The following is a 25,429-nucleotide window of genomic DNA, read 5'->3' on the forward strand; positions in this document are numbered from 1 at the left end:
ATTAAATCGCCATATTCCTTTATCTTCCATGAGTTACCAACAGTGACTCGCCAAAAGCGTTATTCTTCAGCAAATGCTACATGCAGGCGATCCGCTAACGGTTTAAACAGATAATTGAGTAATGATCTTTCCCCGGTTCGGATAAAGACATCAACAGACATACCGGGCCGGATGGCCAACTCGGTTTGAGACATATCAATAGCGACGGTTAAAGGGTAATAAGGCTGTGAGGTTTGCGGATGCTGTATACGGTCGGCCCCAACATGTAATACAGAACCGTATAATTTAGGGGTATTACTCTGATTAAAAGCAGAAAAATTGAGATCAACGGGTAAGCCTGCTCTGGCCTTATCAATTAGCTCTACTGGTAACTGGGCTTCAACTAATAATGGTTGCCCACTGGGGACCAGTTCCATTAATGTTTGCCCGCTACTCACCACGCCTCCCACCGTATGCTGAGCCAGAGCAATAACCGCACCACTGACTGGGGCATATATCCGGGTATTATCCAACTCATATTCTGCTATGCTCAAACGCTGCTTCAAGTCTTGGGTATTTTGCTGCGCTTTCGCTAATTGCTCACGATTCTCACTTTGATACTGTTCACGCCGTTGTGAAATATGCTGTTCGGTTTCATCAATTAGTTTATGAGCCTCTTCAATATCACTGGTATCCTGCTCTACCCGTGCATGGAGTGATATCGCCTGACGCTCCATATCCAGTAACTGATTGTTAGCAACATGACCATTTTTCGCCAACAGTTGAACACCTTGTAATTGTCGCTGGAATAAGTCCGATTGACGCTGATTATTACGCCGCATCACCTGCAAACCATTCAACCGGTCTTGATGACGCGTAATTTGTACGGATAAGCGAGCAATCTCACTCAATTGAGCCTGGCGACGGTGATGGAAAAGTTGTTGCTGCAAGACAATATTACGTTCAACCAGCGGTTGGGTTGGATGCAGGAGTAATGTTTCAGGAAAAATAATTTCGCTCACACCATCCTGCTCAGCGGTTAAGCGAGCCTCCTGCGCCAAAGCACTTAAGTACTGATTTTTCAGGCTATCCCGCTGACTACGAATCACTGAATCATCCATGGTGATGAGTAATTGCCCTATGGTTACCTCTTCCCCTTCAGCAATATGTAACTGTTGGATACGCCCCCCTTGCAGGGGCTGGATAACTTTGCGATTTTCAGCAACCACAACCTGGCCAATAACCGCAATCCCTTTATCCAGTGGTGCCAGCGCAGCCCAAAGTAAAAAACCAATAAAACCACCGACAACCAGTAACCCACCAAGATTTAGATAGTAGCAACTATTTATCTGTGGCCGTAATCGGTTTTGCTGCTGATGGTTTTCATCAGTAACTGGAAAACGGCTTGATTCAGGTAGCATTGTTTTATCTCCCTCCGTGGTGTTTATTTTTGTGATGCGGTGCGAATGGGAGCAACGTCATATGACACCCCACTACCCCAGCCATTACGCGTGTTAAATGCTTTGGTCTCAGGTTCAACTGCTGCTTTATCTTTTATTTTCAATATGCTCTGAGTACGATCAAACAGCTCTATTTGCCCACTTTTTAAAAACAATAAGTAATCACTACCCGATAACAGTTCTGGTTTATGGGTGACCATCACAATCGTGCTGCCCTGCTGTTTTAGCTGGCAAATGCCAGCTAATAAGGCTTTTTCACCTTCTTTATCCAAACTGGCATTTGGCTCATCTAATACGATAAGCCTTGGTATCCCATACACAGCCCGCGCCAAGGCGATTCGCTGCCGCTGGCCGCCGGATAACCCTTCGCCTTCGTCTCCTAGCTGAGAGTCATAGCCTTGCGGTAGATGCAGAATCAAGTCATGCACATCGGCTAATTGTGCGGCAGCAATAACTTTTGCATTATCAATCGGGCCAAAACGCGCAATGTTTTCAGCAATTGAACCGCGAAATAGCTGAATATCTTGGGGTAGATAACCAATAAAGGCCCCTAAATGGCTTTTATCCCACTGAGAAATGTCTGCACTGTCTAGACGAACCGAGCCACTGAATGCAGATTGGCTTGCGACCAACAACTTCGCCAGAGTGGATTTACCACTGCCTGACGGCCCCAAAATGCCAAGCACATCACCGGGTTGCAGTTCAAAGTTGATAGATTGCAATACCGGAATATGTGTTCCCGGTTTGCAAACTGTAAGTTGTGTGACGCTTAATTTGCCCTGTGGAGGCGGCAAAATCATACCAGTAGCGGGTTGAGGCTGTTGCGCCAACAGATAAGAGAGACGTTGGTAGGCCAGTCGCGTGTGACTCCACTGTTTCCAAACCGCAATCAGTTGATCAATTGGCCCTAACACCCGACCGACCAAGATAGAGCCAGCAATCATCACACCTGCGGTAATAGCACCATCGATTACCAACAACGCGCCTAGCCCCAACATCATAGATTGCAACGCCTGACGGCTAGATTTGGATAAAGCCGTCACGCGGCTGCTTTTATCGCTGGCAACATTTTGCTGATAGAGAAATTGAGAGTGTTGCCTCAGCCAGCGTTCACGTAAGGCTTTTAACATCCCCATTGCTTGGATGGCATCTGCATTGCGCAAATTCGCATTAGCATGCTGTGTTGCTTGTGCCGTGATTATTGAGGCTTCTTTTAGCAGCTTTTTACATATCCAATGATTGAGCCAAGCCAAAAATATCAATATACAAGCGCCGGCGGCTGCCAGTGCCCCCAGCCAAGGGTGGAGGAGAAAAATCACCAGCAAATACAACGGGAACCACGGCGCATCAAAAAAGGCAAACAAAGCACTGCCCGTCGCGAACTGGCGCAGAGAAGTTAAATCATTCAATGCCTGAGCCGCAGGTGTTTTATGGCCCATAAGTTGGGAAGCAAAAGCAGCATTAAAGACTCGTTGATTAAGCTGCATATCAATACGTGTGCCCAGCCGAATAACTACCGCACTGCGAATCCATTCTAATAGTCCAATAAAGGCAAATATGCTCAATACTAGAATCGTCAGCATTAATAGCGTCATGGTATTCGCTGAAGCGAGAACACGATCATAAACTTGTAGCATGTAGATTGCGGGTGCCAACATCAGCAGATTGATTACAGCAGTAAATAGCCCTATACCCCAGAGACTTTTTTTATGATGGGCCAGAGCTGAGAATATCGTTGGCGATGCCGACGAAGAGCTAGCGTTTTTGCTTGATTCCATGGCATCAATTTCCATACAGAATGTATATTCTTCGTAATAATTCCTGCGACTGATATTAAATTAAAGTAATATATATTTATCAGAACAGATTGATGTTCAAAAGAAAGTCATTTTCAGAAAAGCAACAAAATGAACTACCGCCTATATAGTAATAAAAAGTGAATTAGAGGATATGGCGGTAGTATTATTTTTCTAACCAGAAAGTCATTTGTCGGTTGTCTTTATTACGCGGCTAATAATATGTCACTCCCGTCAGTTACACCAATAGTGTCAATAACCGGCATATCAACAATAACGTCAAACTGAGTGGCAGTCGCCATATCGTTAAGTGGTATGTTTACATCAATACCTTGGGCTTTGAGGAGTTCCAGCATAGGGGTAGCATTACCTCTCAATAAATTGTAAATGCCTTCACCCTCGCCACCTTGGTAAGGTTTTCCTGGCTCTGCATGCATCGTTCTGGACAATGAACATACCGAATAATAAAAATCACCGTCAATACTTAAACCATCTAGTCTCAACTGTACTTGATCAAGCTGCTTAGGGGTATTAGAGGTGTTATCTGCATTAGGAACAAATGAATTACCAAATTCTAAGGATTGGATGTAATTCCCCCGTTCCATGAAGCCATTATCGCCCAATAGAGTTCCACCAATAATTAGCGCGGCTGGCCCATCTGGGTTTTGAAATTCAGCCAGAGCGATTCTATTATTATCCATATCAGTGCCGCTGGAAAAAGTATAATTATCATGGATGTTGGGTATGTTAATTAAGTCACCATAAGCCGCAGCCCACTGGTGAGCATAAGAGGAAATAGTTTCATATTTAATTGATTCATTGTATTTTAGAGTTACTGTCATAATGATATCCTTTTAATTTTAAATAATACTTTATCATTGAACAATCTTTACTACTGAATAAATTATTTAATCCACTTAAATAATTTTAAAGTTAATATACAACACTAACTTTGTTAAACGTTAAGCGGCTAATAATAGCTCACTGCTATCAGCCACGGTGTCAATGACGGGTATATCAACAATAACGTCAAACTGACTGGCAAGCGCCAAGTCTTTGAGTGGCGTGTTTACATCTACACCTTGGGATTCGAGTATTTTTAGTATGGAAGCGTTATTGCCTCTCAGCAAGCCATAGACACCAAGATCCATATCACTCGGATAGCTATTATCTCTAAGCATTGCATAAAGGATCTCTAAAACAGAGATATCAATATCACTTGAGATATCTAATCCGCTGAATTTCAGTTGCACTTGCTGGAGTTGAAGCTGATGAAACTGAGGATCCTCCAAGTTAATATCAGGAATAGGAATTAAATTCGCACCAAATTGCAGACTTTCGTTTTCACCGGGGATTATGGGAGACACTTCGGATAACTTCACTCCGTGAGCTTCCATAACCATCGCCGCGTGTACTCCCTTAGATTCCATCACTATTGCAGATTTACTTTGAGGGGAGCTATTTTGAATCGCGAGTTTTATACCAACGGTGGGTGGATTTGGACCAGCCGAGTAAATACTATATCCTCCGTCACCCGATTTTTGAGCTATATCACCAAAATCAGTGGCCCACCAGTAGGTATAAGAAGAGATAGTTTCATTTTTAAATTCTTCATGATACTTAATCGTCACAGTCATATTAAAATCCCTTTAATTAAAAATATCACTCATCATTAAGTTATATTATTCTGTAGGTAAATTAATCTGCGAATTTTAATCTAATATTTAAAATATCAATATGAACCACCGCCGCAGCCAAGAAGAAACCAGATCTACCAGAGTACGGTGGTGGCGCACTTATACTCATTACAAATACACTGACACATATTACACAGCAGCGAGAATCAACCAGAAAATCCTTTCCCGGCGGTTCTATTTATTAAGCGGCTAACAACATATCGCTGCTTTCAATCACACCAACGGTATCAATCATTGGTGCATCTGACGCCATAACGTCAAATTGGCTGGCGATTGGCATATCCTTCAGTGGGGTATTCACATCAATACCCTTAGCGGCGAGGATTTCCAACAATGGTTCTGCATTGCCTCTCATCAAACCGTAGGTGGCTTTATGCATATCCCCTTGATGGTTTTCTACCATTGTTTTGGTAGGGTCATATTCACCGGTTAGATCTATGCCACTCAATTTCACTTCCACTTGGTCAAGCTGTTTACCAGTGATATCTGAGTTATCTTTCAAGTTTTTACCCAACTCCAAGTTTGCCATTTTCCCGTGGAAGGTATGGTGGGCCATATTATAGTTCAAATCACCCTCTACGATCATTGCAGTACTAGCACCACTATGAGAGCTGCCAATTGAATATTGGTTACCACTAAACCACCCCCCGCCAGAAAATTGACCAACGTCCTTGGCATAGCCTGGTGCCTGCGTGTCTTTTATATCACCATGAATGGTAGCCCACTGCTGAGTATAAGAGGTTAGAGTGTCGTTACTGAATTGGCTTTGATATTGGATCGTTACTGTCATGATAAATTTCCTTATTGTTAACAACCATTATATGACTCATCACTGAGTCAGTGTGACTACAGACGAAGTTATTATTCCATCTGAAGATTTTAAATTCATATTTAGTATGTTTATTTAAGGCTTCATATTTAACATTGATAACTAAAATTTATATTCAAAACCGCCCTGAATAGTTCGACCACGATTTGGCGCAAAAAAAAGTGAATCACCATAACTGACTATATAAGCGCGATTAGTTATATTTTCTATTGTGCTACGCAAAGTTAAATTATTAGTTACCTTATAACTAGCATAAAGATCAAATAAGGTATATTTCGGCCAATCCGCAACATAAGCGGTATTAGCGTGGCCGTAGCTATTAATAACCGATGCGTCTTGATGTCCTTTGTTATAGCGAATAATGGTGCCGAGATCTAGCTTTTTATCAAATAATCTTCCACCTAAAGTTAAACTGCCACGATCACCGGGCAAATAAGCAGAAGAACCAAATAAGTTATTCCCCGCCAAGCAATCAATCATATTGTTCATGTTATCATTTTCGAGAGGATAAATACCATCCTTATTAGATGTAAAGGTTTGCGCTCCACCTAACCAAGCCCTTTTAGAACAAAAGTTATTAACACCAATCATTCTGGTATAATTTAAACTGGTATAAAAAAAACCCATGTCATAGCTTAATTGATATTCAAGACCACGAAAACGGGCTGCCAATAAATTATTAATGTAGGTAGCATTTGCAAAGGAACCGTAACCTAGCAGTGGTTTGGTCTTGGATAATTCAAGATTAATATAATTGCTGACGCGGGTATCAAAGTAGGCCATTTTGGCCACCAGGCGGTCTTGTTCACTAAACAGATTACTGTGTTGAATATTAATGCCCGCTTCCCAGGCTTTGGAATGCTCTGCGGCCAGAAACGGATTGGGCAAAATCCAGCCGTGACCATGTGCACTGCCGGTCGCCAGCACTTCGGTAATCGCCGGTGGCCGCCAGGATTTGCCGTAATTACCAAAAAACTCCAGCCACTGCACACCAGGTTTGATACCGATAGCCAAGGTGGGCGAAAGCTGTTGTTCACGGCGATCCACATCCCAGGTCATTTTGACCGTGTTATTATAGGAGCACCGCCTGTTTTCAGCGAGATGTTGCTCATGTATCTTTGTGTTGCATGGGTTTTCACGGGAATAGTTGCTAAGGAAAGATTTGCTCTGCATCCAGGTATTACCCTTTAAGCGAAATTGATCATAACGCAGGCCACCTTCCAGCCGCAGCCAGTCTGCATGTTCGTAATTCAACTGGGCAAAGGTGCTGGTCATGGTGCGCTTGCCGGGTGGGGTGACACCCAGCATTGTTTCTTGAGTTGAGTTGCCGGTGGAGCGGTCACTAAACCACTCGAGGCCATATTTGACTTGTAATTGATGGTGGTCGGCGAAGGTAAAGTAATTGGTATTTTGCAGTTGTAAACCACGGGTGTTCAAACGGGTTTGAGTCCAAAACTTTTTACAAAAAACGGCATCAGAACACAGGGTATCGGTTTCATCATTGGTATCAACGTAATAGATTTTAGCCGCCACATCCAGCCAGGCAATATGTTCAGGCTTGAGGCTATAATCCAACCCTATACTACGGTTCAGCACATCACTTACGCTGCTCTTTTTCCAGCCCATTTTAATTCTACGGTAGGGATCTGACTTATCGACAATCTGCGTTAACATACTGGCATTGGGGCTATTTATTTGCGTTTGCAAATAGCTGAGTACCAGCCGTTGGTCGGCGGGCAAATTCCAGCCCAGTTTAGCGAGCCGTGAGCTCATTTTATAGTTGGCAAATTCAACTTTGTTATTTGTAATTTCTCTGCCTAAAACTGGGGCGGCTTCTCTGCCAAAACGAAGAGCACCAATATCCCCTTTATTGCCGGGCCAATAATCTTTTAGATTGCGCTCACTGGCAGCAATTAATAGATCACCATATTCATTACCCAGCGCCAGGACACCACCACCAATAAACTGAGTGCCATTATCACCGGTCATGGCACGTATTTGCCCCCCCAGTTCTTTGCCCGGTTCGAGGAAATCACTGGCATTGACTGTATTAAAGGTGGCAACCCCACCAATGACGCCAGCACCGCCCATACCGCTGGTGGCCCCCTTTTCAATCACAACACTACTCAATATTTCTGGATCGATATACATCACACCATGGCGCTGACCATGACCGCTTTTCATAAAGTTTTGCCGCATGCCGTCAATATTCATATTGACGCGGCCGTAGTCTTGGATACCACGGATATTCACGGAAAGCGCGGGGTCTTGCTGGCTGACGCTGGAATAGACACCGGGAGTTTGTTCCAATATATCTGCCGCATGGCGGGCAGGGCGATTATCCAATTGTTCGCGAGAGATTTCACTGACTGAGTGCAGCTCATCATATACCCAGTCACCGTCCTGGGAGTTATTCGCTCCTTCTACCTTGAGTTTATCCAATAGCATATCATTTTCAGCCGAAGGGGTTACCGTTGCCTCCGCACGAACTTTGCCAGAATAGCCTTGCGCTGTTGCCAGAGCTATAAATATACCAAGGGCAATTTTATTCATTGAGGTTATTATTTTTCTTTTATCTCTCACTATATTGTCCATTTATTAGATTTCATCCTTACGATATGAATATAATTAACCTGTTAACTATTTTAGTTCTTGAATAGCAGACGTGATAATGGCCAGCAATAAATCTAATGCCGGATAACCAGAGATGTTTGAACAAAGGAAAGTCATTATCTATTAACGATATGACTGACCTTTTTCAAAATAGAAAAATCATAAAGAATTAAATCTAATAGCAGCCCAGCCACTTTATTAATGGATCAGGTAATGCAGGAATAAAATAGGTTTTCGGCTATTTTGAATTATATGTCTCTATTTTTAATCTTAGTAGAGGTTTCACTACAACGCCACTGGTTGATAATGATTATCATAATCACTAAGAGGTATAAACTCAACTGAATATTAAAATTAAAATCTTATTAGGCTGAAAATATTGGTTTTATAACGTAGATTAAATAAGAAAAATAATCGTTAGAGTAACGTCAATCAAAATAAAACAATATGAAAAATAACATGTAAATTATTTCAAATACGTTTAAATGTAAAATGGGCCACTATAAAGCGGCCCATTATCAATATTAATAGCTAACTAATTAAATTAGGCGTGCTTTCGCTTCGACAATAGCAGAAGCCACTTGCTGTGGTGAGACCCCACCTTTAGCAACACGTTTATCCAGGCAAGATTGCAATGCCAGAATCGGATAAACATCATCGCCAATCACTGCGCTGAACTTCTGCAAATCAGCCAGCAAGAGTGCTTCCAGCGCTTTACCCTGACGAATAGCTTCAACGACCGCTTCACCAACAATATGGTGCGCCTCACGGAAGGGTACGCCCTTGGCGACCAGATAATCAGCCAGTTCAGTGGCATTGGCGTAACCCTGTTCTGCCGCTTCTTTACAACGTGGCCGTTTTACCTGAATACCGTCTAATACCAGCGCCGCCATATGCAGGCAATCGAGCCAGGTATCCAACGCATCAAACAGCCCTTCTTTGTCTTCCTGCATGTCTTTGTTATAAGCAAGAGGCAAGCCTTTCAACGTCATCATCATTCCGGTCAATGCACCTTGTACCCGGCCACATTTACCACGGATTAATTCCAACGCATCTGGGTTTTTCTTCTGTGGCATCAAGGAAGAACCGGAGGTCACACGATCCGATAAATCAACAAAAGCCGCTTCGCCACTGTTGAAGAAGATCAGATCCTCAGCAAAACGAGACAAATGCACCATGCCGATGCTGGCATCAGACAGTAGCTCTAAGACGTGGTCGCGGTCTGAAACACTGTCGAGGCTGTTGCGAGTGGCAGAGGCGAAACCTAACCAGCTAGCCAGTTGTTCGCGATCGATGTCATAGGCAGTACCTGCCAATGCCCCACTGCCCAATGGGCTGACATCCAAGCGCGTCAGGGTATCTTGCAGTCGGCTTTGGTCACGCGACAGCATTTCTGCATACGCCAGACACCAGTGAGCAAAAGTCACCGGTTGAGCACGTTGCAAGTGGGTATAACCCGGCATGACGGCATCCTGATTCGCTTCGGCTGTGGCAACCAGCGCCTGCTGCAACTGCTTAACCGCAGTTTGTAATTCAGTAATCTGGAATTTGCACCACAATTTCAGATCGGTCGCCACCTGATCATTACGGCTACGGCCGGTATGCAGTTTTTTACCTAAATCGCCAACTTTATCAATCAGTTTGGTTTCGACCCAACTGTGAATATCTTCAGCATCACTGTGCAAGATAGCCTGCGGATCGGCCTGCACTTCTTTTTGCAATGCATCAAGTGCCTGTTCCAGTTGTTGCTGTTCGGTAGCCGTTAATACCCCAACCGTCACCAGCGCTTTCGACCAGGCAACAGAACCGATAATATCCTGCTCCGCCAGCCGATAATCAAACCGCAGTGAATCGTTGAATTGCTTGAAACGCTGATCTGCCGCCTGACTGAACCGCCCGCCCCACAATGCCATAATCTTTCTTCCCTAGTTTCAGAATAAAAACTCATAATATACCCAAAGTAGTTGGAGTGGCAGCAAGGCAGCAAACGCACGAATCCCGTTGAGCTGACTCAAGTCAGTGATTCGGGTGAGTAAGAGCCGCTAACAGCGCTGCAACTTCAAATAAGAAGGGTATTTAGGCCAGAATACGTGTGCCAATTGGCTCACCATTAAACAGTGCCGGTAACTGATCCGCATGACGCCAACTGGCAATATCTACCGGGCGGCCTAGTGAGCGTGCTGCATCCAGTGCTGCGTTCACTTTAACTACCATACCATCGGTGATGATGCCTTGAGCAATGAGTTGCTCGGCCTTTTGCGCCGTCATTTCAGCAATCCGTTGGCCTTTACCATCCAGTATGCCACTAACATCAGACAACAAGATCAAATCTGCCCCAAGGGTGGCGGCTAACGCGGTGGCTGCCTGATCGGCATTCACATTCATCAGTTGGCCGTCGGCAGTAATACCAATGGAGCTGATAATGGGCATGTAATCCGCAGTCAGCAAGGTATTCACCAAAGTAGGTGATCCCGGTTGAGCATTACCCACATGCCCCAGCTCGGCATCCAGTAGCGTTACCGAGACGGTTCCACCATCGCCCAGACACAAGCCAACAGCATTAATATTATGTTTCACCGCCCAAGACAGCAGGGTTTTGTTAGCGGTGCCAGCCAGTGCGCCGGTAATGATATCAATCTGATCAGCAGGGGTGACGCGTAAGCCGTTTTTCTTCACTACTGGCAAAGCGAGTTTTTTCATCAGAATGTCAACCAGACAACCGCCACCGTGCATAATCACTAGCGGGCGCTCATGCTTTTCGCGATAAGTCACCAATGCAGTAAACAGGCGTTCCAGCGCTTCTTCGCTGTCGAGCAACACGCCACCTAATTTAATGACTAACGGATTCATCATTTTTGCGCCTTATTTAATCGGGTAAAATTTATGGGTTTACAGGCATGACCGCAACCAGCAATTTCGGCTAGTGACTTACCTTGCCCCACAACAGAGACTCGGTTTCTGTAAAACCAAAACGTATATTCATGCATTGTACAGCCTGAGCTGCCGCACCTTTCAGTAGGTTATCTTCAGTAGCGACAATAATTAAATGTTCGCCTTGCACCGAGAAACCAATATCGCAGAAAGGCAAACCAACCACCGCTTTCAACGCGGGAACACCCTGCTGATACAACCGCACCAGCGGTTTATCCTGATAAGCATGGTGATACGCGTCGGCAATATCTTGCGCCGTAATACCCGCGTTCAGACGGCAGGTAATGGTCGCCAAAATGCCCCGGGCGAAATTACCCAAGTGCGGGGTAAAAATAACTGGCGTGCCAAGGTGAGCCACAATTTCTGGATGATGACGATGATTAAACAAGCCGTAGGGCTGTAAACTCACTTCACAGAAACTGTTGCCGATACTGGCCTTACGCCCTGCGCCGCTGACGCCACTGACCGCATTAATCACCGGCCACTGTGCTTCATTCAATAATTTGCTATCAACCAACGGCTTAAGCGCTAATTGCGATGCGGTTGGATAACAGCCTGGTACCGCGATCAACTGTGCCTGCTTAATCTCTTCTGCCTGCCATTCAGCAAGCCCATAGACGGCTTTATCCAGCCAATCGGGATGTTTATGTTCAAAACCATAATACTGACGGTAAAACGCCGTATCTTTAACCCGAAACGCACCGGAGAGATCGAATACTACACAACCGGCAGCTAAAAATTGCGGCGCTAAATCATGGCTGACCTCGTGGGCGGTAGCGAGGAACACAACATCAACCCCTTTTGCCGCCTGAGCCACATCCACCAAGGGTTGCAGCGGGAGATCAATAATGCCTTTTAGCTGCGGATGCAGGTCAGAAAGTAATTTTCCTGCATCTGCACTTTGCGCTGAAACCGTTAAACCGGTTATGTTCATATGTGGGTGACGACTCAGGTAAGCCGTAAGCTCCGCTCCGGCATAACCACTGGCACCAACAATTAGCGTATTCAACATGGGTTCAGTTCACCTTACCCTGCTTACTTGACGTTGCAGCAGTGCTTATTACTCACTTGCCGCCTACCTGCAACTCCAAGTACTTTGGGTATAAAAATGTAATTCGGTATAAAGACATAAGTAGTCAAAACCGGTATTTGGGTTTTCAGCAAGGTTTTGCTGTTCCCCTCGTGATTGAGCGTTGACATTTTCGTAAATTTAAGGGTGTTTTTCGGTTCCCTTACGCTCAAGCTTAATGTATTTTTATTCATAATTACTGCATGAATATTGATACTATCCTAACCAAAGGCTGTCAACAGTGAAGATGAAATTACCTCCATTTATTGAGCTGTATCGGGCGTTAATCGCGACGCCATCGATCAGCGCAACCGATAGCGCTCTCGATCAAAGTAATGAGGCGTTAATCAACTTGTTGGCCGGATGGTTTGCAGACTTGGGTTTTCGTGTCGAGATCCAACCCGTGCCCGATACACGCCACAAATTTAATCTGCTTGCCAGCATTGGAGAAGGCAATGGTGGATTATTGCTGGCGGGTCATACCGATACAGTGCCTTTTGATGAAGGGCGTTGGACGCGCTCACCGTTCACCCTGACCGAACATGACAATAAGTTGTATGGTTTGGGTACCGCCGACATGAAAGGCTTTTTCGCCTTTATTCTGGATGCGGTGCGCGATATCGATGCCAGCAAACTGAGCAAGCCGCTGTATATTCTGGCAACCGCCGATGAAGAAACCACCATGGCAGGCGCGCGCTACTTTGCCGCCTCCAGCCAGTTGCGCCCAGATTTTGCCATTATCGGTGAGCCAACCTCGCTGCAACCGGTGCGGGCGCACAAAGGGCATATTTCCAATGCTATCCGAATTACCGGTCAGTCTGGGCATTCTAGCGATCCGGCACGTGGGGTGAATGCCATTGATTTAATGCATGAATCTATCACTCAATTGATGAAGCTACGCACCAAGTTGCAAGAGCGTTATCACAATCCGGCGTTTACTATTCCGTATCCCACCATGAATTTTGGTCATATTAACGGCGGTGATGCGGCAAACCGTATCTGTGCTTGCTGCGAATTGCATATGGATATCCGCCCGTTGCCGGGCCTGACATTAAGTGATCTGAATGAGTTAATGACCGAAGCGCTGACACCGGTAAGCCAGCGCTGGCCAGGCCGTTTGAGCATTGACGAACTGCATCCACCGATCCCAGGCTATGAATGCCCAACCGATCACCATATGGTAGGGGTTATCGAGAAATTATTGGGTGAGCGTACCGCGGTGGTGAACTACTGCACCGAAGCGCCGTTTATCCAGCAAGTGTGCCCAACTCTGGTGCTGGGACCCGGTTCGATCGATCAAGCCCATCAGCCAGATGAATTTATCGATATGGCCTTTATCGAGCCAACCCGCGAGCTGATTGGTCAGTTGGTTGACCATTTCTGCCAGCAGTAATTACCTCTTATGGGGTAGGCGATCAATTTTGCCTATTAGGAAGACTGATAACCTGACCTTGGTAATTAAATTTCAGCAATATCCCTAAAATTGATGTTTTTTTGCTAAAAATAGTGTCAATTGGAGTATGGAATTGAACGTGGCGAGTGGAATTGTCCATCTCGGCCTTTTGGGTGAAATTAATTTACAAAAAGAAACCATAAAAGTTTATACCCAAAGTCATTGGCGTTGCAGGTAGGCAGCAAGTGAAAGACAAATCGGTTGAAGACCGATTTGAACAGCATTTATGCTAGCCCGCAGGGTGAGCCTCTTTGAGGCTCATTAATCCCGATAAGCTGACACCGGTCAGTGATTCAGGTGAGTAAGCGTCGCTAACCACCCTGCGGCGTCAAGGGCGAAGGGGATATGGGTCAGGGGTCATATGAACGAACAATATTCCGCAATGCGAAGTAACGTCAGTATGCTCGGTACGCTACTCGGGGACACCATCAAAGAAGCGCTTGGTGAACACATCCTTGAAAAAGTAGAAACCATCCGTAAATTATCCAAATCTTCGCGTGCTGGTAATGAAGCGAGCCGTCAGGAACTGCTGACCACGCTGCAAAATCTGTCCAACGACGAGCTGCTGCCGGTAGCCCGTGCTTTTAGCCAATTCCTCAATCTGACGAATACGGCAGAGCAATATCACAGTATTTCACCACACGGTGAAGCCGCAAGTAACCCAGAAGCTCTGGCCCAGCTTTTCACTCGCTTAAAAGATAAAAAGCTGAGTGAGAAAGATATGCGCAGCGCGGTTGATGAGTTATCCATTGAGTTGGTGTTAACCGCTCACCCAACCGAAATTACACGTCGCACCCTGATCCACAAACTGGTGGAAGTGAATACCTGCCTGAGCCAGTTGGATCACAATGACTTAGCCGATTACGAACGCAACAAGATCATGCGTCGTTTGCGCCAGTTAGTTGCACAATCGTGGCATACTGACGAAATTCGTAAAATACGCCCTTCCCCAGTAGATGAAGCCAAATGGGGCTTTGCCGTGGTTGAAAACAGCCTGTGGGAAGGTGTGCCCGCATTCCTGCGTGAGTTTAACGAGCAGTTACAAAACTCGCTCGATTACCGCTTGCCTGTAGAGGCCGTGCCAATACGCTTCACTTCTTGGATGGGGGGGGACCGTGACGGTAACCCGAACGTTACCGCTGAAATTACCCGCCATGTGCTGTTACTCAGCCGTTGGAAAGCCACCGACCTGTTCTTGCGTGATATTCAAGTGTTGGTATCAGAGCTGTCCATGTCGGAATGTACCCCGGAACTGCGTGAATTGGCCGGTGGCGAAGAGGTGGTCGAACCTTATCGCGAATTAATGAAACGCGTCCGTACCCAGTTGACCAATACTCAGGCTTATCTGGAAGACCGTCTGAAAGGCGAACGTGTCTTGCCACCGACTGATTTGCTGGTGAGTAATGACCAACTGTGGGACCCACTTTACGCCTGTTATCAGTCTCTGAAAGCCTGTGGCATGGAGATCATTGCTAACGGCCAACTGCTGGACACCCTGCGCCGCGTACGCTGTTTTGGTGTGCCATTGGTGCGTATCGATGTACGCCAGGAAAGTACCCGCCACACCGATGCCATCGCTGAACTGACCCGTTATCTGGGCCTCGGCGATTATGAAAGCTGGTCTGAGGCGGACAAACAAGCCTTCCTGATCCGCGAGCTGAACTCCAAGCGCCCACTGGTTCCGCTGAAATGGGAACCGAGTGCTAATACACAAGAAGTGCTGGAAACGTGCCGGGTGATTGCCGAAGCACCACAAGGCTCTATCGCCGCTTACGTTATCTCCATGGCTAAAGTGCCATCAGACGTGCTGGCAGTACATTTACTGCTGAAAGAAGCGGGTTGCCCATTCACGCTGCCAGTTGCGCCATTGTTCGAAACCCTTGATGACCTGAACAATGCCGACGAAGTAATGACCCAGTTGCTAAATATCGACTGGTATCGCGGCCTGATCCAAGGCAAGCAGATGGTGATGATTGGCTATTCCGACTCGGCAAAAGATGCCGGCGTAATGGCAGCATCCTGGGCGCAATATCGTGCGCAAGATGCGTTGATCAAAACCTGTGAGAAGGCCGGTATCTCTCTGACACTGTTCCACGGTCGTGGCGGTTCTATCGGCCGTGGCGGTGCGCCTGCACATGCAGCCCTGCTCTCTCAGCCTCCGGGTAGCTTAAAAGGCGGCTTACGCGTCACTGAACAAGGCGAGATGATCCGCTTTAAATTTGGGCTGCCGGAAGTCACTATCAGCAGTCTGGCGCTGTATGCCGGAGCGATTCTGGAAGCCAATCTGTTACCGCCGCCAGAGCCGAAGAAAGAGTGGGTTGAGGTGATGGACATTCTATCGGACGCTTCCTGCGATATGTATCGCGGCTACGTGCGTGAGAATCCTGAGTTTGTCCCTTACTTCCGCGCCGCGACCCCAGAGCTGGAATTAGGTAAGTTGCCATTGGGTTCTCGCCCGGCAAAACGCCGTGCGGATGGCGGAGTCGAGAGCTTACGTGCCATTCCATGGATTTTCGCTTGGACACAAAACCGCCTGATGCTACCTGCCTGGCTGGGTGCAGGGGCCGGTTTGCAAAAAGCGATTGATGCCGGTAAGAAAGAAGTATTAGCCACGATGTGTCGTGACTGGCCATTCTTCTCTACCCGTATCGGGATGCTGGAAATGGTGTTCGCCAAAGCTGATTTGTGGCTGGCGGAGTATTACGACCAACGTTTAGTGGATAAATCACTGTGGCCGTTGGGTCAGCAATTACGTGACCAGTTAGCCGCGGATATTAAAGTGGTGCTGGCTATCGCCAACGATGACCACTTGATGGCTGATTTACCGTGGATTGCGGAATCGATCGCGTTGCGTAATGTGTATACCGATCCACTGAACGTGCTGCAAGCTGAGCTGTTGCACCGTTCGCGCCAGCATGAGCACCCAGATGCCCGTGTTGAGCAGGCATTGATGGTGACTATCGCCGGTGTCGCTGCGGGCATGCGCAATACAGGTTAACCATTGATTTTGGGGGAAGCGATTCCCCTGATTATCTTTTGTTTACTTGATGATTATGATGAAAAGGGGCCAGCGCCCCTTTAACAACTTACGGCCTCACCCCAAGAGTATGGCAAATCGCATAACTCAACTCTGCCCGATTCAAGGTATAGAAATGGAAATCCTTCACCCCTTCACGGCTTAAAATCTTCACCATATCCATCGCCACTGAGGCACCCACCATTTTGCGCGTCTCAGGATCATTATCCAGCCCTTCGAAAATACTGGTCATCCAGTGTGGTACCCGCACGTTGGTCATGGTGGCAAAGCGCTGAAGCTGTTTAAAATTGGATACCGGTAAAATGCCCGGCACGATTTCAACGTCGATGCCGGTAGCCACACAGCGGTCGCGAAAACGCAGATAGCTCTCAACATCAAAGAAGAACTGGGTAATTGCCCGGTTAGCACCCGCATCAATCTTACGTTTGAGGTTGATCAGGTCAGCTTGCGCGCTTTTAGCTTCAGGATGGACTTCTGGATAAGCCGCCACCGAGATATCAAAATCCCCTACGTCTTTCAGCAAGGTCACCAAATCAGATGCGTACATTTCTGGTTTACCACTATCCGGTGGCAAATCCCCTCGCAGAGCAACGATATGACGGATACCGCTGTTCCAGTAATCGGTAGCAATATCACGTAACTGAGTCGGTGAAGCATCAATGCAGGTCAGATGTGGTGCGGCTTCCAGGCCAGTGCGCTCTTTTATCCCTTTGATGATGCTGTGGGTACGATCGCGCTCGCCAGAGTTCGCGCCATAAGTCACCGAGACAAACTTGGGTTTCAGGGTGCTCAGACGATCAATCGAACTCCACAGGGTCTCTTCCATCTCGCTGGTGCGCGGCGGGAAAAACTCAAAAGAAACATTAATCTGACCCTGCAACTCTGACAGACTTTGATTCAGCGCTTCCCGCTGGTTGGCGTGGAAAAAACTCATACCCTGTTACTCCATTGTCGTTATGACGACTTATGTTATCTGTTACCGCTCATTTATGAGCGTCTATACGTTTAGACGGCTAAATAGAAAATGACGGAAGTTGGCTAAAGAGTCAACTTTTAAATAAGTTTAGGGTGATGATTAATCTTCACACGCCATACGCGGAAAATTCATGTAGACCTCTAACCCTTGAAGTTACAGGGGTTCGCGGTATTCGCTTACAGCCTGTCAGCAATATGCGCTCTTGGGGACCGGCATTAAAGAGGGGATGGGTTAAAGAGGCAGTTTCGCCTCCTCCGCTTAAGCAGAAGAGGCAAGTTAATGCAAATTACAGCAATTGAGACAGGCGGTTTAAATCAGACTGAATTGCACCAGCAGTAACATCACGCCCGGCACCTGGGCCACGAATGACCAGTGGGTTATCGCGATACCAACGGCTCTCAATGGCAAAGACGTTATCGCACGGCAGCAATGAGGCCAGCGGATGGTCAGCACGGACTGCTTCAACGCCCACTCGAGCCTTACCATTAGCATCAAAGCGTGCCACGTAACGTAACACCAACCCCATCTCATTCGCGGCTTCTAAGCGCTGAATCATTTGCTGATTCAATGCTTCGCCATTTTCAAAGAACTGATCTACCGACCCCACATCAGCACCAGCAGGCACCAGCGACTCCACCCGCACCTGATTCGGTTCAATGTCATAACCCGCTTCACGGGCCAGAATCACCAGTTTACGCATCACATCCTGGCCTGAAAGATCCACCCGTGGATCTGGCTCAGTCAGACCTTGTTGCCAGGCTTGATCTACTAATTCGGTAAAGGGTACCGTGCCGTCAAATTGCAGGAATAACCACGACAGCGTGCCGGAGAAGATACCACTGATCGCCAAGATACTGTCGCCGCTATCACGTAGATCACGCACCGTGTGGTTAACCGGTAAGCCAGCGCCCACCGTGGCGTTGTACAGCCAGTGGCGGCCGGTTTTGGCAAAAGCATCGCGAATTTGGCGGTAGTTATTGCTACTGGATGCTCCGGCCAGTTTGTTGGCGCTGATGACGTGGAAACCGTAGCTGGCGAAATCCAGATATTGTCCGGCCAGCGACTCACTAGCGGTCACATCCAGCACCACCAAATCATCAAACGGGTGTGCTCGCATCCATAAAAACAGCGACTCTTCATCCTGCTCTTTGGCTTCGTCATCATAAAATGCCAATGTCCGACTGGCATCCAGCCCATCGTAACTTAACAGGCTGCGGCGGCTATCCACCACACCTGCTAGCACAAACTCAAAACCACTGCGCGCCGAGATATTCTTCTGCTCGCGGGCGAACAGTTCCAGCCAGCGGGCACCAATATTACCTTTGCCAAACAGCATCAGACCAATGCGTTTTTCTGCACGGAACAGTGACTGGTGCAAGCCCTGAATCAGGTGTTCAGTCGGACCAAGGCGCAAAACGGCCACCATGCTGATCCCATCTTCTGCCTGCCAAATAAACTCAACTGGCTGATCTTTTAACTGTTGGTAGAACCGGTGGCTGTGCAGTGGGTTCTTGCAAACCCCCGCGCCCACCAGTGCGACCAGTGCCAGCCCTTCGCGTAGGGATAATTTACCCGGCAGCGCGGCATCTTCCAGCACTCTTAGTGCACTGTTAACTACTTCGGAGGTATAGCAGAGTTGCAACAGATTGCGATCGGGATGAATACCGGTGGCTAGCGGTTTGATTTGCGCACGTTTGAGTAGCAAATCAATCTCTTTCTGCGCCAGCGAGAAATCGTGATGACCGGCAATCTGCAATTCGATCAGGCAGACATCATCATGGCTGGTAACGATTTTCGCCCCCGAACCTGATGCCAGTACGCGCTCAATGCGGGTTGAACCCTGCTCTGGCTGATAACTACAACGCAGTTGTAAATCGATATCGCTGCCTGAAACCGGCTGTAGCGTGCGGGTATGCAGCACCGGTGCTGCCAGACGGGCCAATTCACTGGCTTCATCCAATCGTAGCAAAGGTAACAGACAGGCATCTTTTACTTTGCGTGGGTCAGCACTGTATACCCCAGCAACATCACTCCAGATGGTCACGCGCTCGACACCCGCCAGCGCCCCGACTTGTGTCGCCGAGTAGTCACTGCCGTTACGCCCCAGCAGCACGGTTTCACCGGAATTACTGCGCGAGATAAACCCTGTCACCACCAAACGTTGATGTGGGTGCTGGGCCATTAATTGTTGTAACAGCGGGTAAGAACGGCCTTCATCGATTTGTGGTTGTGCCGCACGCTCTGCACGCAGGAAACTACGGGCATCCAGCCAGGTGGCGTTCATATCCTGCTTGTTCAAAACCGCCGCCATCAAACGGGCGGACCAAATCTCACCGTGCCCCACCACTTCGGCGTAAATTGCATCGTCGACTTTGTTATCCAGCAGGCCCGCCAGACGCTCCAAATCATGGATAAACTCACTAATCAGCGGTTCGGCCATTTCTGGAGACAATAAACCACTGATCAGATCATGTTGATAACGACGTAAATTTTGTTGCACCTGATGAGCAGAAAGACGATCACTTTGGCTCAGTTTCAACCAGCTAATCAGTTGGTTGGTGGTACTGCCTGCCGCAGACACCACCATCAGATCACCAGGATGACTGTAATTGGCCATAATATTGGCCACCCGCAGGTAACACTTCACATCCGCAAGGCTACTACCACCAAACTTATGCAGTTGACGGCCGGTCACCGCCGCTGCTACCGCTGTTGCATTCATGCTTACCTCGTTCCCGCCAACTGGAAAGCATTTTCCAAATCGGCAATCAAATCTTCGCTGTCTTCAATACCCACGGAAATGCGCAACAAGCTGTCAGTAATACCTGCGGCAATGCGCGCTTCTGGTGCCATACCGGCATGGGTCATGGTCGCTGCATGGGAAATCAGACTTTCCACACCGCCCAAAGACTCCGCCAGAGTAAATAACTCAAGGGCTGAGAGGAAGCGACGCAGTAGCTGTTCATCACCATCAAGCTCAAAACTGAGCATCGCACCGAAACCAGACTGCTGACGGCAGGCAATTTCGTGGCCGGGATGTTGTGGCAGAGAAGGATGATACAGCTTTTTCACTAAAGGCTGCTGCTGTAAATAACGAACAATCTCATCCGCGTTACGTTGCTGCTGAGCCATACGTGGCGACAAGGTACGCAAACCGCGTAATAACAGGTAGCTATCAAATGCTGCCCCCGTTACCCCGATATTATTCGCCCACCATGCCAGCTCAACCGCCAGCTCAGGATCTTTGGCAATTACCGCACCAGCGACCACATCAGAGTGACCATTTAGGTATTTAGTACAGGAGTGAACCACCAAATCCGCCCCTAAAGAGAGTGGCTGCTGCAAGGCAGGGCTGAGGAACGTGTTATCACAAACCGTCAGAGCACCTACTGCATGTGCCGCCTTGCAGATAGCGGCAATATCTACCACCCGTAGCAGCGGATTACTGGGTGTTTCAATCAATATGAGCTTGGGTTTTTCCGCCAAGGCCCGGCTCAATGCCGTTTCATCACCCTGATCGACAAACAGCACCCGATAAGCACCGCGCTTGCTCAGACTATCGAATAAACGATAACTGCCGCCGTAACAGTCGTGTGGGGCGACCAGCAAGTCACCCGGTTTTAGGAATGTGGTGCAAACCAAATGAATCGCCGACATCCCGCTGCTGGTCATGACTGCACCCGCACCACCTTCCAGTTCCGCCAGTGCACGCTGTACCACATCGCGCGTCGGATTCCCGCGACGTGAATAATCATGTGCGCGCGGCTGATTAAAATCGATAAAATTATAGGTACTGGAGAGGTGAATCGGGGGGACAACGCAGCCGTATTGCTCGTCATCGTTCAACCCGCTACGGACTGCTATTGTTGCCTGTTTACGCGTCATATGGATTTCCACCAGCCGGTTATCAAGAAAATGTTACGCCAGATTAGACGCACAAATTACGGACGTCAATACATCTGGACATCTAAACTTCTTTGCGTATAGATTGAGCAATGGAATAATAACCGCTAAAATTGTAGAGGCTTTAACTATCTTAATGATGTCAGTGAGTTTTCGGTGGTGTTTTGTTTAACCGCAAGGACCGTATCGAAAGGTAACGGCTATCAATAAGTAGTAAAATGATTAAATGGGTGATGTTGCTCTAGTAAAATCGACATTTATTTAGTGAGAACAGCGAAGATCGGGCATAATTGGCCGGTTTTCAGAATTTTGTATTTTCCCGACAAATTTAAGGTGTCCCATGGCTGAGTGGAACGGCGAGTATGTCAGCCCTTACGCTGAACACGGTAAGAAAAGCGAACAGGTCAAAAAAATTACGGTATCCATTCCGCTGAAGGTGTTAAAAATCCTCACCGATGAACGGACCCGCCGTCAGGTGAACAACCTGCGCCACGCCACCAACAGTGAATTGTTGTGTGAGGCCTTTTTGCATGCATTTACCGGCCAGCCGCTACCGAATGACGAAGACCTGCGTAAAGAACGTAGCGATGAAATCCCGGAAGCCGCGAAAATTTTAATGCGTGAGTTGGGTGTTGACCCCGATACCTGGGAATACTAATCCCCAGCGACCACTCGGTTCATTAGTCATAGTGAACCTGAAATGTAGAAACAAAAAAGGCACCCGAAGGTGCCTTTTTCATCTGACGGGCAATAATTACTTCTTAGCGCCCGGCATGCTGAAACGCTTGTTAAAGCGGTCAACACGGCCACCGGTAGCAACATCACGCTGCTTGCCAGTGTAGAACGGGTGGCATTCGCCGCACACGTCCAGATTCAGGTCATGACCAACAGTAGAGTTGATCTTGATAACGTTACCGCAAGAGCAAGAAGCAGTAACTTGTTCGTATTTAGGGTGGATACCTTGTTTCATGGAAAACCTCTATATTTAGGCCGTGTCGCTATCCAGCCCTGTTCCGCCAGACACCACACGATTGATAAATAACAATTTGATTGTTAACGAACAGCTGCGGATAAAGTAAGCAACGGTTGTTAACAGGATTTGATATCGAATTATACCAAAGGCGGCGAATCATACAGAATTTGACCAAACCGCGCAATCGAATCCGCACATTGTGAAGCACGCAGTGTAAACTGTTCAATCTTTATTTAGACCCGTCATACTTCAAGTTGCATGTGCGTTGGCTGTGCTCAATAACCCGAATCACTTACTCATGTAAGCTCATCGGGATTTTCTCGCTTGCCGCCTTCCTGCAACTCGAATTATTTAGGGTATAGGCCAATTGTACTTATTTAGACCAATTTTAGTTATCAGGATGAAAACACATGTCCGTTGTTCAAGTGGCATTACCCGTACCGTTGGCCCGTAGCTTTGATTACCGTTTAGACAGCGCCATGGCCTGCCCGGTGGTCGGTGCTCGCGTTAGTGTGCCATTTGGTAAACGCAAAGCCATCGGAATTGTGGTGGGTATCAGTGATACCAGCACATTCCCCCTTGAACAACTGAAAGCCATTGACGCCGTTCTGGATGAGCGCAGCTTATTCCCACCCAGCTTGTGGCGCATTCTCTGCTGGGCAACCGAGTATTATCATTACCCGATAGGTGAAGTGCTGTTCCATGCTCTACCTATTCTGTTGCGCCAAGGGAAGCCTGCCCAATCTGCGCCGTTGTGGCAGTGGTTCGCAACCGAACAAGGGCGAGCCACACCACCGGAAAGCTTAAAACGCGCCCCGAAGCAGCAACAAGCGCTTGCCGCATTATTGCAAAAACCGGTCTATCGCCATCAAGTTAATGAAATGGCACTCACCGAAAGCGCATTGCAGGCATTACGCAGTAAAGGGCTAATTGACCTGCGGGCACAGGAAATCGCGACTACCGATTGGCGCAACGGCTTCGCCGTTCTGGGTGAGCGCCTGCGGCTGAATACCGAGCAGGCAACCGCCGTTGGGGCGATTCGCAGTGAAGATACCCAGTTTGCAGTCTGGCTGCTGGCTGGGGTGACCGGCTCCGGTAAAACAGAAGTTTATCTGAGCGTGCTGGAAAATATTCTGGCACAAGGCCGCCAGGCGTTGGTTTTAGTCCCTGAGATCGGCCTGACCCCACAGACTATCGCTCGTTTTCGCGAAAGGTTTAACGCCCCCGTTGAGGTGCTCCATTCAGGTTTAAATGACAGCGAACGTTTGTCCGTCTGGCTACGGGCGCGTAACGGCGAAGCCGCAATTGTTATTGGTACCCGCTCGGCACTGTTTACGCCGTTTTCCCGCCTCGGGGTCATTATTATCGATGAAGAGCACGACAGCTCTTATAAACAGCAAGAAGGCTGGCGGTATCATGCCCGGGATTTAGCCGTATTTCGGGCCCGTGAAGAAGGCATTCCTATCGTGATGGGCACGGCGACCCCGGCGCTTGAGACCCTGCACAATGTGCAAATGGGTAAATATCGCCAGTTGACGCTATCTAAACGGGCGGGGAATGCCAAACCCGCCGTACAGCATTTGCTCGATTTAAAAGGCTTACCGCTTAAAGTTGGCCTCTCTCAGCCACTGCTAAAACGGATGAAAACCCATTTACAGGCCGATAATCAGGTAATTTTGTTCCTGAACCGCCGTGGCTATGCTCCCGCGCTACTGTGCCATGAGTGTGGCTGGATTGCTGAATGCCAGCGTTGCGACCACTATTACACCTTGCATCAAAATCACCGTCAGTTGCGCTGCCACCATTGCGACAGCCAGCGCCCGGTGCCTCAGCAATGCCCAAAATGTGGTTCAACCCATCTGGTCTCTGTCGGTGTTGGCACTGAACAGTTAGAGAACGAACTGGCTCCTCTGTTCCCGGATACTCCCATCACTCGAATTGACCGCGATACCACCAGCCGCAAAGGCTCGCTGGAACAGCATTTGGCTGATGTCCATCAAGGGGGAGCGCGCATCTTGATTGGTACCCAAATGTTGGCTAAAGGGCATCACTTCCCTGATGTCACGCTAGTGGCCTTGCTGGATGTCGATGGCGCACTGTTCTCGGCAGATTTCCGTTCGGCAGAACGGTTTGCCCAGCTTTATACACAAGTTTCAGGTCGTGCCGGGCGCGCGGGTAAGCAAGGTGAAGTTATTTTACAAACACACCACCCTGAGCATCCACTGCTGCAAATTTTGCTGCAACAGGGCTACGATGCCTTTGCCAAACAGGCCCTAGAGGAACGTAAAAGCGTATTTTTACCGCCTTATACCAGCCATATCATCGTGCGCAGTGAAGATCACGATAACCAGCAATCCGCGCTGTTCCTGCAACAATTGCGTAATTTACTGGAAGCCAGCCCACTCAAAGATGATGCATTGTGGATTATGGGGCCAGTGCCCGCATTGCAGGCCAAACGCAGTGGACGCTTCCGTTGGCAATTGCTGTTACAGCACCCTTCACGGCAATTGCTACAACGGCTGATTAAAACCTCTCAGCCGCTAATCAATACATTGCCGCAGGCACGTAAGGTTAAGTGGACGTTGGATGTTGACCCAATAGACAGCTAATTCCCCGCCTTAATTAATGCCAATAACGTTGAGTACTCTCTCTTTCACTTGGGGAATTTATTGTTTGATCTGTGCCACAAAGCAATCGATTACCCCGCTTTCTG

General features: G+C 47.8%; 17 protein-coding genes. 4 read left to right on the plus strand and 13 right to left on the minus strand.

Translation table 11 applies throughout. From position 1 onward, the window contains the following. Positions 1 to 59 precede the first annotated feature (59 nt). The 9 genes from ACWJJO_RS21930 to argC form a co-directional block, all read right to left on the minus strand. Complete coding sequence (locus tag ACWJJO_RS21930; RefSeq protein WP_420073481.1) at positions 60 to 1,400, minus strand: HlyD family type I secretion periplasmic adaptor subunit; 1,341 nt, start codon at positions 1,398 to 1,400, stop codon at positions 60 to 62. A 23-nt stretch (positions 1,401 to 1,423) separates the two neighbouring features. Beyond that, positions 1,424 to 3,217, minus strand: coding sequence for a type I secretion system permease/ATPase (locus tag ACWJJO_RS21935; RefSeq protein WP_481091520.1), 1,794 nt, complete (start codon positions 3,215 to 3,217; stop codon positions 1,424 to 1,426). 224 nt (positions 3,218 to 3,441) lie between these two features. Next, positions 3,442 to 4,077: a heme acquisition protein HasA gene (locus ACWJJO_RS21940; protein WP_372569778.1), complete on the minus strand. Its 636-nt coding sequence runs from the start codon at positions 4,075 to 4,077 to the stop codon at positions 3,442 to 3,444. A gap of 120 nt (positions 4,078 to 4,197) precedes the next feature. Continuing rightward, the gene (locus ACWJJO_RS21945) at positions 4,198 to 4,872 is read right to left on the minus strand and encodes a heme acquisition protein HasA (protein ID WP_420074092.1); all 675 of its coding nucleotides are present in this window, start codon (positions 4,870 to 4,872) and stop codon (positions 4,198 to 4,200) included. Positions 4,873 to 5,113: 241 nt separating this feature from the next. Next, positions 5,114 to 5,722: a heme acquisition protein HasA gene (locus ACWJJO_RS21950; protein WP_420073915.1), complete on the minus strand. Its 609-nt coding sequence runs from the start codon at positions 5,720 to 5,722 to the stop codon at positions 5,114 to 5,116. A gap of 141 nt (positions 5,723 to 5,863) precedes the next feature. Further along, positions 5,864 to 8,356 (minus strand): TonB-dependent hemoglobin/transferrin/lactoferrin family receptor, encoded by a 2,493-nt coding sequence (locus ACWJJO_RS21955; RefSeq protein WP_481091521.1) that lies wholly within the window; start codon positions 8,354 to 8,356, stop codon positions 5,864 to 5,866. A 557-nt stretch (positions 8,357 to 8,913) separates the two neighbouring features. Next, on the minus strand, positions 8,914 to 10,287 hold the full coding sequence (gene argH / locus ACWJJO_RS21960) for an argininosuccinate lyase (protein ID WP_083161800.1): 1,374 nt from the start codon (positions 10,285 to 10,287) through the stop codon (positions 8,914 to 8,916). Positions 10,288 to 10,450: 163 nt separating this feature from the next. Beyond that, on the minus strand, positions 10,451 to 11,227 hold the full coding sequence (gene argB, locus ACWJJO_RS21965; protein ID WP_481091522.1) for an acetylglutamate kinase: 777 nt from the start codon (positions 11,225 to 11,227) through the stop codon (positions 10,451 to 10,453). Between the two features lie 67 nt (positions 11,228 to 11,294). Then, positions 11,295 to 12,317: an N-acetyl-gamma-glutamyl-phosphate reductase gene (gene argC, locus ACWJJO_RS21970; RefSeq protein ID WP_083161798.1), complete on the minus strand. Its 1,023-nt coding sequence runs from the start codon at positions 12,315 to 12,317 to the stop codon at positions 11,295 to 11,297. A gap of 304 nt (positions 12,318 to 12,621) precedes the next feature. Here argC and argE point away from each other — a divergent pair, with 304 nt between their 5' ends. After that, positions 12,622 to 13,767 carry an acetylornithine deacetylase gene (gene argE / locus ACWJJO_RS21975; RefSeq protein ID WP_193784854.1) on the plus strand — a complete coding sequence of 382 codons (1,146 nt, stop codon included), beginning with the start codon at positions 12,622 to 12,624 and terminating at the stop codon, positions 13,765 to 13,767. A 421-nt stretch (positions 13,768 to 14,188) separates the two neighbouring features. Next, positions 14,189 to 16,825 (plus strand): phosphoenolpyruvate carboxylase, encoded by a 2,637-nt coding sequence (ppc, locus tag ACWJJO_RS21980; protein WP_083161794.1) that lies wholly within the window; start codon positions 14,189 to 14,191, stop codon positions 16,823 to 16,825. Between the two features lie 88 nt (positions 16,826 to 16,913). Here the strand turns inward: ppc and metF are convergent, their stop codons facing one another. From metF to metB, 3 genes are all read right to left on the minus strand, one after another. Next, on the minus strand, positions 16,914 to 17,798 hold the full coding sequence (gene metF / locus ACWJJO_RS21985) for a methylenetetrahydrofolate reductase (protein WP_083161792.1): 885 nt from the start codon (positions 17,796 to 17,798) through the stop codon (positions 16,914 to 16,916). 328 nt (positions 17,799 to 18,126) lie between these two features. Beyond that, positions 18,127 to 20,562, minus strand: coding sequence for a bifunctional aspartate kinase/homoserine dehydrogenase II (locus ACWJJO_RS21990; RefSeq protein WP_083161790.1), 2,436 nt, complete (start codon positions 20,560 to 20,562; stop codon positions 18,127 to 18,129). Positions 20,563 to 20,564: 2 nt separating this feature from the next. Continuing rightward, positions 20,565 to 21,725, minus strand: a complete 1,161-nt coding sequence (gene metB / locus ACWJJO_RS21995; RefSeq protein WP_083161788.1) for a cystathionine gamma-synthase — start codon at positions 21,723 to 21,725, stop codon at positions 20,565 to 20,567. 358 nt (positions 21,726 to 22,083) lie between these two features. On the opposite strand from metB, the gene metJ reads away from it, so the two are divergent. Continuing rightward, a complete protein-coding gene (gene metJ, locus ACWJJO_RS22000; protein WP_004392248.1) occupies positions 22,084 to 22,401 on the plus strand; it encodes a met regulon transcriptional regulator MetJ in 318 nt (105 codons plus the stop codon). A 96-nt stretch (positions 22,402 to 22,497) separates the two neighbouring features. On the opposite strand, the gene rpmE is transcribed toward metJ, so the two are convergent. Continuing rightward, positions 22,498 to 22,713, minus strand: coding sequence for a 50S ribosomal protein L31 (gene rpmE, locus ACWJJO_RS22005; protein ID WP_083161786.1), 216 nt, complete (start codon positions 22,711 to 22,713; stop codon positions 22,498 to 22,500). 413 nt (positions 22,714 to 23,126) lie between these two features. Here rpmE and priA point away from each other — a divergent pair, with 413 nt between their 5' ends. Continuing rightward, positions 23,127 to 25,325: a primosomal protein N' gene (gene priA / locus ACWJJO_RS22010; RefSeq protein ID WP_372560120.1), complete on the plus strand. Its 2,199-nt coding sequence runs from the start codon at positions 23,127 to 23,129 to the stop codon at positions 25,323 to 25,325. Positions 25,326 to 25,429 lie beyond the last annotated feature (104 nt).

The organism is Yersinia antarctica (assembly GCF_056636475.1).